Consider the following 13854-nt stretch of genomic DNA (forward strand, 5'->3'; position numbering starts at 1 on the left):
TCAATATTAAAAAAAAACTTGAAAAGCTATAACTTTTAGAGCATCAAAACATTTATGAGTCTTCATGATAAATTAAAATCATATCCAAAGGAATATGATTTATCAGATATCCACATCAGATCGAATCAACCATTCGCAATCAGAGAAAATGGTGAGATTAAAGTTTTTAGCGAAGATATTGTTTCAAGACAAGATATAGAAACTTTTTGGAAACAATCTTTAGATAAAGCTCAATACGATTATTTAATAAGCAATGGTGATTTAGATTTTGCTGTTGTTGTTGATGGACAGAGATTTAGAGCAAACGGTTATTATTCTTCTTATGGACCAAGTATGGTTCTGAGAAAAATTATAAGTGAAATTCCTAATATTGAAAAACTAGGTTTACCTCCTGCTGCTCATGAAGCAATTACTCATAAAACAGGTTTGGTGCTTGTTACAGGTCAAACTGGTTCTGGTAAATCTACATCACTTGCTGCAATGATAGATCAGATTAATTCTCATAGAGCAGAAAATATAATTACTATTGAAGATCCTATTGAATTTGTTCATCCTGCTAAAAAAAGTATTATTTCTCAAAGGGAAGTTGGAAAAGACACCGGAAGTTTCGCAAAAGCATTAAAGTCTGCATTAAGACAAGATCCTGATGTAATTTTAGTTGGTGAAATGAGGGATCTTGAAACTATTTCATTAGCATTAACTGCTGCAGAAACTGGTCACTTAGTTTTTGGAACTTTGCATGCAAGTAGTGCTTCATCAACAATTACTAGAATTTTAGATGTATTTCCTCCAGCTCAAAAAGAACAAGCACAAACAATGTTAGCAGGATCAATCAGATTAGTAATGTCTCAACAACTTCTTAAAAAGAAAGGTGGAGGAAGAATTGGATGTCATGAAGTAATGACTGGAACACCAGCAATAAGAAATTTAATTAGAGAAGGAAAAACAGAACAAATTCAATCTACACTTCAAACATCTGCCAAAGATGGAATGTTTACAATGGAAAAATGTCTTGAAGGTTTAAAACTTAAAAAATTAGTTGATTAAATTAATTTGAACTTTCGGTAAATCTTTGTTGAGGAACTATTGCAGAAAAAGTTCCAGTACCAGTACAATTACTTTCGGTTTGTTCACCAAGGCCTCTATTTACACTTGAAGGGTTTGGATTATTTGCTCCTTCACATTTTAAATTAAAATCTACATTTCCTTTTAACTCAACCTCAACCTCTAAAAATTTAATATTGTTAGCTGTGGATTTTGTTATTATATTATTATAAAGATAATTAGCTGCTAAAAATGCAAAAAAAGCTAAAAAGAATATTTTAATGTTATTTAAATTTTTTTTAAAATTTACCATTACTCTTATTATTATAGCTTTTATTCCCAAAAATTCTAATGCAAATATATATGAATTAAATTGTAAAAATAAAAAAAATACAACTGTTTGGGTTTATTCAAATAAAAGAAAACAAATTATTTTAACAAAAATTAACAGCTCAAAAACAAAAGTAAATTTCAAGATGGATAGACAAACCCCATCATCTTTTACATCAAACGGTTCAATTGGAGGATTACAGACTAATGTAACTTATAGTCAAAATTCTAATGAATTAGCAATGCTGCAAAAATCTTTAAGAGGTTCCAACCAATTTTACATGTGCTCAAAGCCTAAACTTATTAAAGAAGAGTAGTTAAAAAATTAAAGTTAAAGTTGTACCTGGACCCACTTGATTATGTTTGTACTCACAAAATTTCGAGGTTTTTTTTATAAAGTATACTCCCAAACCTCCAGGTCTGACTTTATCTAAATCTCTTGGTTTAATCGTATCTAATGGTACTTGTTCACCGTAGTCAGTAATTATTACTTTAAGCTCACTATCATTTATAATTTCTAAATTTAAATCAATTTTTTGATCTTTTTTCATTTTATACGAGTAACGAATTACATTTTGCAAAGCCTCATCAATTGCTAAAGTTACGCTTGCTAAATCGATATTTGGTAGATTTGATTTACAAAACTTCTCTATTTTCGATCTTATATCTTTTAGCTCTGAGGGATTTGATAGCATTGTAATATTCATAAATAAATTTCAATAGTATTACCCAATATGGGTATATTAAATTAAAAAAAATAGTTTATAAGAGAATTATGAAAAAAATCTTACTAGTTTTATTTACATCATTAATATTTTTTCAAAACATAGTCAAAGCAGAAGTTGCTATGATTGGGGTTGTGGATGGAATGGTTTGTATGGCTTGCCAAGCGAAAGTGGAAAAAGAACTTAAAGCAGCAACGGGCGAAGGTAACGTTGGGGTATCCTGGCCAGAAGGTGTAGCGTTTATTAACTTTGAAAATAATACTAATTTCTCTGAAGAAGATTTTAAAAAAGTAATTGAAGATGCTGGTTTTGCAGTTGGCAAAGTTGCAACTTTAAATGAAAAAATTATTGATCCAAAAACTGGATTAATTTCTTTAAATAAATTTTAGTTACTTACTTTCCAATCAGTTTTGAAAGTTACATAATTTACTTGTAAACATCGTCTTTCTTTAAGGATAGTTTTTTTTTCCATGCCGTGCCAAGTATTTGGCCCACTAGTAAAAAGATATCCATAGTTATTTCTATAAGGCAATGTTTTGATCTTTTCTAATTTTTCATTGTAAAAATCAGTCCCTAGATCTTCAGACTCGTTTGTTTGATTTACAAAAATTAATCCTGACATTAATTTTTCTTTAATATCGCAGTGAGGCTTGAGCCAAAATCCCTCTCTATCGCAAATCACCTCTACCCTTACATATGAGTTAGATAAATCTTTATTAATCATTTTAGATATTGTTTCGTATGTTTCTTTTGACTGAAGTTCATTTATAAATTTTACAAGATTTGGAAATTGTGAACTATTTTCTTTAGTAACAAAACACCTAAATTTTATTGCTTTACCACCAGACGAAATGCCTTCTCTAAACTCTGCAGCTCCACCATCTATTGCGCGGGTTCCATCATAATTCAAATTATGCTCACTTAAATCTGGGATATCTGCTTTAACAATCTCTTCAATAGCACCTTTTGATAAAGCATCGCTATACTCCCAATGATCAAATGGAATATTGTATTTTCTTGAATTATTTTTTATAGAATTTAAAAATGACATTAAGATTGAATCTTTTCTTTAATAATATTTGCTACTCTATTAGTTTCATTCAGCTTTTCATAGTTCCAATTTTCTATTTCTTCACCTAAGTTTCTAGTTATATTTAGTTCTCTAAATAAATTTCTAAATTTTTGAAATCTTCTATCATTTTTTTTTGGTAAAATATTAGCTACATATATTGGCTTACCAGTCAAAGCAGCTTCTGAAATCATTGAGCTCGAGTCGCATGTAACAATTATATTTTCAGATAAAGCTAAAGCAGATAAATATGCTTTTTTATCCACATTCATAATAACTGTATGATTTACTCCAAAGAATTCTTTGGCATAATGAATAGTATTTATTGGTGTTCTCATTGATGGGATTACTACTAATTGAAAATCATGTTTCTTCATTAATTTATAAAACATTGAGAAAATATGTTTCATATTTTTAGTTGAATAATCATAATATTTTGTTGGTCCACCCATAATTAAGCACCAAATTTTTCTTTCATCTTGTTTGATAAAAGATTTTAAATAATCTTTATTTTCCTCAATTTCACTCTCTGAAAGATAATGAATAGCTCCTTTTGTGCTGATAACGTTTTCGCCATTTATTCCATCATGCTCAGGTGCAACAATAAAATCAAAATAATTAAAATCTATTTTTGGATCTTGGATATGAATATTAATAACTTTTTTTTTAGAAATACTTTTTAAATGAATAGAGGGAATTACACTTTTTCTTCCACAAGATATTATGAAATCAAAATCATTATCCTCGATCTTTTTATAAACTTTTTGAGAAATTGGAGTAAATTTAGGTGGAACAAGTTTCCAAATATTTTTTAGTTCAACCTTGTGGTGAGTAAAATCAATGTTAAGGGCTTTTGCAAGTCCTTCGACTTGACTTATCATCCCATGCATTCCCTGAGTTAATAATAATCCTTTTAATTTAGACATTAATTACTATATAGCTTCCATATGAGTCAAAATCCAACTAAACACACAAAAGTGTTAATAATTGGATCTGGTCCTGCCGGATACACAGCAGCTGTTTATGCTGCACGAGCAATGTTAGATCCTATCCTTGTTCATGGTGCTCAACCAGGCGGACAATTAACAACTACAACTGATGTGGAAAATTTTCCAGGCTTTGCAGAAGTAATACAAGGACCATGGCTAATGGATCAAATGAGAGATCAAGCAAAAGCTGTTGGAACAGAAATGATAGAAGACCATATCGGATCAGTGAATTTAAAATCTACACCGTTTGAGGCTGTTGGTGATAGTGGTCAAAAATATACAGCAGATAGCATAATTATTTCAACTGGTGCACAAGCAAGGTGGTTAAACATTAAATCTGAACAAGAATTTAGAGGATTTGGAGTTTCAGCATGTGCTACATGTGATGGTTTCTTTTTTAAAGATAAAGAAGTTGCTGTAGTTGGAGGTGGTAATGCTGCAGTAGAAGAGGCAATGTTTCTTACAAAATTTGCATCAAAAGTAAAATTAATTCATAGAAGAGATAGTTTGAGAGCTGAAAAGATGCTGCAAAAAAAATTGATGGAAAATAAAAAAATTGAAATTGTTTGGGACTCTGTTGTTGAGGATGTTTTGGGTGATAGCGAGCCAAAAAATGTTAAAGGTATAAAAATTAAAAATTTGAAAACTGAAAAAACAGAAGAAGTAAAATTAGATGGGTTGTTTATTGCAATCGGTCATGATCCTGCAACTCAACTTTTCAAAGACCAATTAGAAATGGATAAAGAAGGTTATTTAATTACAAAACCAGATTCTACAGAAACAAATATTCCTGGAGTTTATGCTGCAGGTGATGTTAAAGATAAAACTTTTCGACAAGCCGTTACAGCAGCAGGAATGGGCTGTATGGCTGCATTAGAAGCAGAAAAATTCTTATCTCATTAATATGAGATTACAATTACTAACTAATTAAAGGGAGAGGTGTTATGGCTGATAAAATATTATTAACTGGAATAAGTGGATGGATTGCTAAACATACTGCAATAGAATTATTAAATTCAGGTTATGAAGTTTTAGGTACTGTTAGAAGTGATGATGTAATTTCTCAGACAAAAGAAACGATTAGTAAATATGCTTCTATAGATAAATTATCTTTTATAAAACTTGATCTTTTAAATGATGAAGGTTGGGAAGATGCTGCAAAAGGTTGTAAATATATAATGCATATGGCCTCACCTTTTCCAATGAAAGTTTCAAAAAATAGAGAAAATTTAATACCAGTTGCAAAAGATGGAACTTTAAGAGTTTTAAATGCTGGTATCAAAGCAAACGCAGAGCAATTTGTAGTTACATCTTCAATAGCAGCAATGTTTAGAAAACCAAATAGATCAAATCCTTACTCATTTAGTGAAAATGATTGGACTGATGAAAATTGGGTTGAAGGAGTTAATGATTATTTTCTATCCAAAACAGTCGCTGAAAAAGCGGCCTGGGAATTAATGGAAAGTAAAGGGATTAAAAGTAAACTTACTTGTATAAATCCTGGTGGAGTATTTGGAGATGCTTTGGATACTAAAGGTGGAACATCGATTGAATATGTTAGGCAATTTTTAAAAGGTAAATTTCCAGCAACACCTAAATGGGGAATACTAATATCTGATGTTAAAGATGTTGCAAAATCTCATGTTGCTTGCTTAGGAAATTCAAGAGTTGGTGGCAGAAGATTAATAATTGGGAAAGAAGTTAAAACACTACTTGAGACATCAAAAATATTAGCTGAGGCTTTACCAGAGTATGCAAAAAAACTACCTAAAAAAACTTTACCAAATTTTATGGTAAAATTTATTAGCCTGCTAGACTCAAGTGCAAAAACCATGATCCCAGATCTTGAATTAGAGATGAAGCCAGAGACAAAATATGCTGAAGAATTAATTGGTTTTGAGTTTAAACCGGCAAGTGGGGCTTTAATTGATGCTGGAAAATCAGTAGTAAGATTAGGCTTAGTATAAAAATTTTATATAACCTCATCTTTAAATTTAAGGTATAAAATTAATTCAAATGAACAGAAGAAAATTTATAAAAACTGTAAGTCAAATTATGATTGCTTGGGGATTAAGTCCAAATCTCGCATTTGCCTCAGAAACTAATAAAATATTATCAGGAAAATTTTTTATAAATGGCAAGGAAGCAGAATTAAATTTTCAAGATTTAAATAATTCTACAATTGAAACTAAAGATGAAAAATCAATAATTAAATTTAAAGATGATTTTTATTTGATAAGACCTGAAACTAAGCTTCAATTTGTCTCAAAAAACTTGTTAAAAGTTATCAAAGGTTCTGTTCATGCAGTCTTTGGAAAAAGACAAGAGGAGTTAAATGTTGAAATTCCTCACGGCACAATTGGAATAAGAGGAACTTCAATTTTCATTGATATTGAGCCTAAGCAGAATAGAAGTTATTTTTGTAATTGTTATGGAGAAACAGCTCTCTATGACAAAAAAGGAAATTTATTAGAAACAGTGGTTTCATATGGACACGAGTCCGGAGCACTTACAGAAGATGGGAAATTTAAAAGGTATGGAATTAATTATTTAAAAAATATTTATGCTTTAAGACATCCAAAAATATTTGACGAAGAGATGGAAAAAGTTGGGTGTATCGTAGAAAATAGTCATTGTACCTTAAAATAAATTTATTTTACTAAATCTGAAATTTGATCTGACTCAAAGATTTTTTGATCAATATTATTATTCGCAAGTTTAATCATTGCTTTTGCAATTGTTTCTGAATGAATTGATCTCATTTTCTTTAATGGTCCAACTAATAAAGGGTTGAGAAGCTTAAAAATTATTATTCCTATTTTCTCACCCAATCTAAATTCTTTTCTATTGCCCAATATAAATGAGGGTCTCATAATTCCTATTTTAGAAAAACCTAAACTTAAGATCTTTTCCTCTACGAGACCCTTATATTTTAAATAATCTGCTGAACTTTTAGAATTTGCGTATCCTGAAGACACAAAAAAATAAGAATTAATATTATTAGATTTTGCAATTTGAGCCACTTGTTTTGGAATATCTAATTCAATTCTTTGATATTCATTTTTGTCAGGAGAATTTTTTTTTGTTGTACCAATACAAAAAAAACATTCATCTCCTTCAATCTCATCTTTGTATTTTTCTAAATTATTAAAATCAGTCTGAATTACTTTAATTTTTGAGTTGTTTATTTGAATTGAAGAACGGACAAATATTTTAATTTTAGAGTAATTATCATTCTGAATAAGTTGATTTAAAACATGTCTTCCAACTAATCCAGTTGAGCCAAATAGTATTGCAGTTTTCACTTCTTAAGAAAGGCTTTCGCAAAAAGATTTTATTCTATCCATTGCTTTCTTAAGATTATCCATTGATGTTGCATAAGAAATTCTGAAAAAACCTTCTAAACCAAATGCAGAACCTTGGACTACAGCAATCTCACTATTCTCTAATAATGATTGAACAAAATCAGTATCAGATTTAATTTCATTACCATTTGGATCTTTTTTACCCATTAAACCTTTGCAACTTGGAAATACATAGAACGCTCCATCTGGATTTAGGCATTCAATTCCATTTATCGAATTTAAAGCATTAACTACAAAATCTCTTCTCTCTTGAAAAGAGTCTGCTCTTTCCTTAATAAAGTCTTGTGTTCCACTTAGTGCCTCAACTGCAGCAGCTTGACTAATAGAGGAAGGATTAGTTGTCGATTGTGATTGGATTTTAGCAATAGCTTTAACGATCTCTTTTGGACCAGCTGCATAACCTATTCTCCAGCCTGTCATTGAGTAAGCTTTACTTACACCATTCATTGTAAGCACTCTATCTTTTAAACTATTAATTTGAGCAATTGTAAAAAATTTAAAACCCTCATAAGTCACGTGCTCATAAATATCATCGCTCAAAATATACACATGATTATGTTTTTCTAAGATGGCTGCGATTGCTTTTATATCTTGCTCTGAATAACATGCTCCAGTTGGATTTGAAGGAGAATTAAGAATAATCCATTTAGTTTTTGGAGTTATAAATTTTTCAAGATCAATTGGATTTATTTTAAAACCTTGTTTTTCATCACATTCCATTATCACTGGTTTTCCTCCAGCTAATAAAACCATATCGGGGTAAGAAACCCAATAAGGAGCAGGAACTATAACTTCATCACCTTCGTTTAATGTGGCCATCATTGCATTATAAATTACATGCTTACCACCAGCACCAACTGTAATTTGATCAGTTGTATAATCTAAATTATTTTCTTTTTTAAATTTTTCTACAATCGCTTTTTTCAATGCTGGCGTACCATCTACTGCCGTGTATTTTGTATCACCATCATTAATAGCTTTTATAGCTGCTTGCTTAATATTATCTGGAGTATCAAAATCTGGCTCCCCCGCACCTAATCCAATAACATCTTTTCCAGCAGCTTTTAATTCTCTTGCTTTTTGAGTAACAGCAATAGTAGGTGATGGTTTAATCTTCTTTAAACTGTCTGATATTATGCTCATTGAAATATAAATAAATTCTACTACGTTGTTTAATATATGGAAAATACTTATCAAGATTTAATTACAGATATTCAGAGTAAAAATCCTAAAATAGGTGGAAAACTAGAAGGTGGAAAAAAATTCAAAATTAAATCTGATTTTAAACCTGCTGGTGATCAGCCCGAAGCTATAAAAAAATTAGTAAATGGTGCTAACAAAGATCAATTTAATCAAGTTTTACTTGGTGTGACAGGATCTGGAAAAACTTTTACCATGGCTAAAGTTATTGAGGCTACCAATAGACCTGCCTTGATTTTAGCTCCAAACAAAACTCTTGCTGCTCAACTTTATGGGGAAATGAAAACCTTTTTTCCTGACAATGCTGTTGAATATTTCGTCTCATACTATGACTATTATACTCCTGAGGCTTACGTCCCAAGATCAGACACATACATAGAGAAAGAAGCCTCTATAAATGAACAAATTGATAGAATGAGGCACTCAGCGACTAGATCTCTTTTAGAAAGAGATGATGTTTTAATTGTAGCAAGTGTTTCGTGTATCTATGGATTAGGTTCAGTTGAAGCGTACAGTAAAATGACACTAACTCTTCAAAAAAATTATGATTATAATAGAGAAGAAATAATTAAGTCTTTAGTAGCTCTTCAATATAAACGTAATGATCAAAATTTTTATAGAGGAACATTTAGAGCAAGAGGAGAATACTTAGAAATTTTTCCATCACACTTAGAAGACAGAGCTTGGAGATTATGTTTATTCGGAGATAAGCTTGAACAGATAGAAGAGTTTGATCCGTTAACTGGTGATAAAGTAAGAGAATTAAGTTTAGTAAAAGTTTATGCAAATAGTCACTACATCACCCCAAAACCTACAATTGAACAAGCGGTAATTAATATAAAAAAAGAATTAAAAGTAACTCTAAAAAAACACCGTGCTGAAAATAAATTATTAGAAGCACAGAGATTAGAAGAAAGAACTAAATTTGATCTTGAAATGATTGAAGCCACTGGTTCTTGTGCTGGCATTGAAAACTATTCAAGATTTTTGTCAGGAAGAAAACCTGGAGAGCCCCCACCTACTCTTTTTGAATACTTTCCAGATAACACTTTAATATTTGTAGATGAGTGTCACGTTACAGTTCCTCAGCTAAATGGAATGTATAAAGGTGATAGATCAAGAAAAAGTACTTTAGCAGAATACGGTTTTAGACTTCCTTCATGCATGGATAATAGACCATTAAAATTTGAAGAATGGGACTTAATGAGAACCCAAACTGTTTTCGTTTCAGCAACACCTGGTCCATGGGAACTAGAGCAAACTAAAGGGAAATTCATTGATCAAGTTATCAGACCAACTGGTCTTATAGATCCAGTCGTAGAAATACGACCAGCCAAAAATCAAGTCGACGATTTAATGCATGAATGTAAAAAAGTAATTGAAAATAATCATAGAGTATTAGTCACAACACTAACCAAAAAAATGGCTGAAGATTTAACTGAATATCTTCATGAGAATGGAATTAAAGTAAGATATCTACACTCAGATATTGATACATTAGAAAGAATTGAAATCATGAGAGATCTAAGAATGGGTGTATTTGATGTTTTAGTTGGAATTAACTTATTAAGGGAGGGATTAGATATTCCTGAATGTGCTTTAGTTGGAATTTTAGATGCTGATAAAGAAGGTTTTTTAAGATCTGAAACATCTTTAATTCAAACTATAGGAAGAGCAGCTAGAAATGTTGATGGTAAAGTAGTTTTATATGCAGACAAGGAGACGAAAAGTATAAAAAAAGCAATTGCAGAAACTGATCGAAGAAGAAAAATTCAGTTAGCTTACAATAAGAAACACAAGATAGATGCAAAATCGGTAAAAAAAGAAATCAGTGATATTCTAGAGAGTGTTTATGAAAAAGACTATGTTAAAGTAAGCGAAGGGTCTAATGTCGGAGGAAATCTTAAAAAACACCTTAAAGCCCTAGATAAAAAAATGAAAGAGTCAGCATCTAATTTAGAGTTTGAAGAAGCTGCTAAAATACGAGATGAGATAAGAAAATTAGAAAGCACTGAATTAGAAATTACATTAAATCCAAAAATAAGGCAGTATGACGTAAAAAATAAGCTTTATCCAAAAGGTAGATCAACTATGGGTATGCCAGGAACTAAAGTTACAAAAAAAAGAGATAAGAAATGGAAGCACGGAAAATAATTATTACTGGTGGAGCTACTAGAATGGGTGCTGCAATTGCCAGAAAGTTATCTGGTCCAAATATTGAAATCTTAATCCATTACAATAAATCAAAATTAAAAGCAGAAAAATTAAAAAAAGAGTTATCTAGCAAAGGTACAAAAGTATACTTAGTTAAAGGTGATTTAAGCAAAGAAACTGATATAAAAAAAATAATTAAATTTGCAAAATCAAAACTAAAAAATTTTGATTGTCTTGTTAACAATGCCTCCTTATTTGAAAATGATAAATTAGAAAATTTTTCATTGGATAGTTGGAGTAATCATTTAAGAACCAATTTAAGAGCGCCTGCACTATTGACGAAAGAATTTGCTAAAAATGTTAAAGGCAAAAATAATAATATTATAAATATTATTGATCAAAGAGTGTTCAAATTAACTCCTTACTTTTTTTCATACACTCTTAGCAAAACTGGTTTGTATACTTTAACAAAAACTAGCGCTATGAGTTTAGCTCCAAATATAAGAGTAAACGCAATTGCACCTGGGCCCACTATAAAAAATCAAAGACAGTCTGAAAAACATTTCAAAAAGCAATATTTAGCAACACCTCTTAAAAGACAAGTTGATGTGGAACAAATATGTAATGCTGTTGACTTTTTTATTAAAAATATATCTATTACTGGTCAAGTTTTGGCTATTGATAGTGGTCAAAATCTTAACTGGCAAACACCAGATGTAATGGGTAAAGAATGAAAAAGAACAATTTAAAAATTGTCAAAATAGATAAAAATAAAAGTTTATTTAATTATGAGAAGAAAATCCTAATTAACGAATTAATCTTGGATTTAAAACTTGGTTATTACGATTTTGAAAAAGAAAAACCACAAAAAGTTAAATTTAGTCTTGAAATAGACTATGAAGACAAAAAACCTTCAAGCGATAAAGATATCAAATCCATTGTTAATTATGGAACTATAGTAAAATTAATTACGAAACTTGTAAAAAAGAAACATTATAATTTCCTAGAAACTTTAGCAGAAGCTGTTTTTGACGAATTATTTAAAGACAAAAGGATTGCTAAAATAATGTTGAAAATTGAAAAATTAGAAATTTTAAAACAGTGTTCATCTGTTGGTATTCAAATTACCAAAAAGAGAAGCCATGATAAGCTCTGAAATAGGAAAAGAAGTAATTAAAAAAGAGCTACCTCTAGTCCCAAAACTTCCAGGCATATACAGAATGCTTAATGAAAAGAATGAAATTCTTTATGTAGGTAAAGCAAAAAATTTACCGAATAGATTAAAGAGTTATGTTGCAGAAAAAAATCATATAATTAGAACTGAACGAATGTTGTCTCAAACAAGAAAATTAGAGATAACAACAACATCTAATGAAAGTGAAGCTTTATTACTAGAAGCAAATTTAATTAAAAAACATAAACCAAAATTTAATATCCTTTTACGTGATGATAAGTCATTTCCATTTATATTTATTGGTAATAAAGATAAATGGCCTCAAATAAAAAGACATAGAGGAAAAAAAACAAAAGAAGGTTTTTACTTTGGACCTTTTGCCTCTGCTGGTTCAGCTAATTGGACAATTAAAATGATACAAAAAATTTTTCATTTAAGAGTTTGTGATGACACCGTTTTCAAAAACAGAGAAAGACCTTGTATTTTATATCAAATAAAAAGATGTTCTGGACCTTGTGTAGGATATGTAAAAAAAGAGGAATACAATCAAACAGTAGAAGATGCTATTGAATTTGTTTCAGGCAAATCTAGGAAAATTCAAAAAAATCTTTCTAACCAAATGGAAAAAGCAAGTGAGGATCTTGATTTTGAAAAAGCTGTAATTTTAAGAGATAGAATTAAAGCACTAAACATCATTCAATCTTCACAGAGAATTAATGAAGCAAACTTAGTTGAGGCAGATGTTATTGCTGGATATAAAGAATCTGGAAAAACTTGTATTCAAGTATTTTTTTATAGATCAAAACAAAATTGGGGCAATCAAGCTTTTTTCCCTAAACACGATCCAGATGAAAAGTTTAGTGAAATCCTGAATTCATTTGTTTCTCAATTTTATGAAAATAAAAGTGTTCCTTCATCGGTTATCCTTTCAGAAGAAATAAAGGAAAAAGCACTAATTGAAAAAACACTGACACAAAAAGAAGGTAAACAAATAAATATTTCAGTTGCGAAAAAAGGATCAAAACTAAAAGTAATTAATCAAGCAATTAAAAACGCAAAGGATAGTCTAAATAGAAAACTTTATGAAAGTCAGAATAATAAAGAATTGTTCGATGCAGTAGCTAAAAAATTTAATTTAGAAACCAATATAAATTTAATCGAGGTTTATGATAATAGTCATATTCAAGGCACAAATAGTGTTGGCGCTTTAATAGCCTACGGCGATGAAGGCTTTATCAAAAAAAGATATAGAAAATTTAATATTAAGCATAAAAAAAATGAGCAAGATGATTATGGAATGATGAGAGAGGTATTAAATAGAAGGTTCAAAAGAGCAGTTCAAGAAAAAGATAATTACCTTGCTTTTCCTGATTTGGTTCTAGTAGATGGAGGAAAAGGTCAATATTCAGTCGCTAGAGAGAGCCTTAATGAATTAGGGCTTCACGACATTCCAATTATTGCAATAGCAAAAGGTAAATTTAGAAATAGTGGAAATGAAACTTTCTTTCACGATGGCAAAGAATATAAATTCACTAGAAATGACCCTACCCTATTTTTTCTTCAAAGAATAAGAGATGAATCACATAGATTTGCCATAAGCGCTCACAGAGCAAAGAGAAAAAAAGGTATAAGCAAATCTCTGTTAGATCAAATAGAGGGGATTGGGGCCATAAGAAAAAGGGCTTTATTGAACCATTTTGGATCTGCAAGATCGGTTGAGTCTGCTAGCTTAGATGAAATAAAATCTGTAGAAGGTGTTGAAGAAAAAGTAGCAAAAAGGATATATAACTTTTTTCACGAATAA

At 30.2% G+C, this 13854-nt stretch carries 16 protein-coding genes; 10 read left to right on the top strand and 6 right to left on the bottom strand.

All coding sequences use genetic code 11. The features are described from left to right. Nucleotides 1–54 precede the first annotated feature (54 nt). Nucleotides 55–1047 (top strand): PilT/PilU family type 4a pilus ATPase, encoded by a 993-nt coding sequence (locus ACTTBL_RS03300; protein WP_023854829.1) that lies wholly within the window; start codon nt 55–57, stop codon nt 1045–1047. A gap of 1 nt (nt 1048) precedes the next feature. Here ACTTBL_RS03300 and ACTTBL_RS03305 read toward each other — a convergent pair whose 3' ends face one another. After that, nucleotides 1049–1357, bottom strand: coding sequence for a hypothetical protein (locus ACTTBL_RS03305; RefSeq protein WP_262589735.1), 309 nt, complete (start codon nt 1355–1357; stop codon nt 1049–1051). Here ACTTBL_RS03305 and ACTTBL_RS03310 point away from each other — a divergent pair. Further along, the gene (locus ACTTBL_RS03310) at nt 1326–1691 is read left to right on the top strand and encodes a hypothetical protein (RefSeq protein WP_440643608.1); all 366 of its coding nucleotides are present in this window, start codon (nt 1326–1328) and stop codon (nt 1689–1691) included. The two genes, ACTTBL_RS03305 and ACTTBL_RS03310, sit on opposite strands and share 32 nt — an antisense overlap. On the opposite strand, the gene ACTTBL_RS03315 is transcribed toward ACTTBL_RS03310, so the two are convergent. Further along, nucleotides 1692–2081 carry an ATP-binding protein gene (locus ACTTBL_RS03315; RefSeq protein ID WP_440643609.1) on the bottom strand — a complete coding sequence of 130 codons (390 nt, stop codon included), beginning with the start codon at nt 2079–2081 and terminating at the stop codon, nt 1692–1694. 68 nt (nt 2082–2149) lie between these two features. Here ACTTBL_RS03315 and ACTTBL_RS03320 point away from each other — a divergent pair, with 68 nt between their 5' ends. Further along, on the top strand, nt 2150–2488 hold the full coding sequence (locus tag ACTTBL_RS03320) for a heavy-metal-associated domain-containing protein (RefSeq protein ID WP_023854825.1): 339 nt from the start codon (nt 2150–2152) through the stop codon (nt 2486–2488). Here ACTTBL_RS03320 and ACTTBL_RS03325 read toward each other — a convergent pair. Then, on the bottom strand, nt 2485–3150 hold the full coding sequence (locus ACTTBL_RS03325) for a hypothetical protein (protein WP_023854824.1): 666 nt from the start codon (nt 3148–3150) through the stop codon (nt 2485–2487). The two genes, ACTTBL_RS03320 and ACTTBL_RS03325, sit on opposite strands and share 4 nt — an antisense overlap. Further along, nucleotides 3150–4094 carry a mitochondrial fission ELM1 family protein gene (locus ACTTBL_RS03330; RefSeq protein WP_440643610.1) on the bottom strand — a complete coding sequence of 315 codons (945 nt, stop codon included), beginning with the start codon at nt 4092–4094 and terminating at the stop codon, nt 3150–3152. The genes ACTTBL_RS03325 and ACTTBL_RS03330 overlap by 1 nt, the downstream gene beginning before the upstream one ends. 21 nt (nt 4095–4115) lie before the next feature. Between ACTTBL_RS03330 and trxB the strand changes: the two genes are divergently transcribed. From trxB to ACTTBL_RS03345, 3 genes are read left to right on the top strand one after another with little or no spacing between them, the layout of a single operon-like run. After that, nucleotides 4116–5060, top strand: a complete 945-nt coding sequence (trxB, locus tag ACTTBL_RS03335; RefSeq protein WP_440643611.1) for a thioredoxin-disulfide reductase — start codon at nt 4116–4118, stop codon at nt 5058–5060. Between the two features lie 41 nt (nt 5061–5101). Then, entirely contained in the window at nt 5102–6124 is a 1023-nt protein-coding gene (locus ACTTBL_RS03340) for an NAD-dependent epimerase/dehydratase family protein (protein WP_440643612.1), read from the top strand. Nucleotides 6125–6173: 49 nt separating this feature from the next. Further along, nucleotides 6174–6806, top strand: a complete 633-nt coding sequence (locus tag ACTTBL_RS03345) for a hypothetical protein (RefSeq protein WP_440643613.1) — start codon at nt 6174–6176, stop codon at nt 6804–6806. Between the two features lie 2 nt (nt 6807–6808). Here the strand turns inward: ACTTBL_RS03345 and ACTTBL_RS03350 are convergent, their stop codons facing one another. Beyond that, a complete protein-coding gene (locus tag ACTTBL_RS03350) occupies nt 6809–7462 on the bottom strand; it encodes an NAD(P)H-binding protein (RefSeq protein WP_440643614.1) in 654 nt (217 codons plus the stop codon). A 3-nt stretch (nt 7463–7465) separates the two neighbouring features. Then, nucleotides 7466–8665 carry a pyridoxal phosphate-dependent aminotransferase gene (locus ACTTBL_RS03355; protein ID WP_440643615.1) on the bottom strand — a complete coding sequence of 400 codons (1200 nt, stop codon included), beginning with the start codon at nt 8663–8665 and terminating at the stop codon, nt 7466–7468. 36 nt (nt 8666–8701) lie between these two features. On the opposite strand from ACTTBL_RS03355, the gene uvrB reads away from it, so the two are divergent. Genes uvrB through uvrC form a run of 4 tightly spaced genes read left to right on the top strand, consistent with a single transcriptional unit; the run spans nt 8702 to nt 13854 of the window. Next, nucleotides 8702–10876, top strand: coding sequence for an excinuclease ABC subunit UvrB (uvrB, locus tag ACTTBL_RS03360; RefSeq protein ID WP_440643616.1), 2175 nt, complete (start codon nt 8702–8704; stop codon nt 10874–10876). Continuing rightward, nucleotides 10858–11610: an SDR family oxidoreductase gene (locus ACTTBL_RS03365; RefSeq protein ID WP_440643617.1), complete on the top strand. Its 753-nt coding sequence runs from the start codon at nt 10858–10860 to the stop codon at nt 11608–11610. The genes uvrB and ACTTBL_RS03365 overlap by 19 nt, the downstream gene beginning before the upstream one ends. Continuing rightward, the gene (locus tag ACTTBL_RS03370; protein ID WP_023854815.1) at nt 11607–12032 is read left to right on the top strand and encodes a dihydroneopterin aldolase; all 426 of its coding nucleotides are present in this window, start codon (nt 11607–11609) and stop codon (nt 12030–12032) included. Before ACTTBL_RS03365 ends, ACTTBL_RS03370 begins: the two co-directional genes overlap by 4 nt. Next, complete coding sequence (uvrC, locus tag ACTTBL_RS03375; RefSeq protein WP_440643618.1) at nt 12019–13854, top strand: excinuclease ABC subunit UvrC; 1836 nt, start codon at nt 12019–12021, stop codon at nt 13852–13854. Before ACTTBL_RS03370 ends, uvrC begins: the two co-directional genes overlap by 14 nt.

It is taken from the genome of Candidatus Pelagibacter sp. HIMB123 (assembly GCF_052048195.1).
In the GTDB taxonomy this organism is placed as follows: Bacteria; Pseudomonadota; Alphaproteobacteria; order Pelagibacterales; family Pelagibacteraceae; genus Pelagibacter.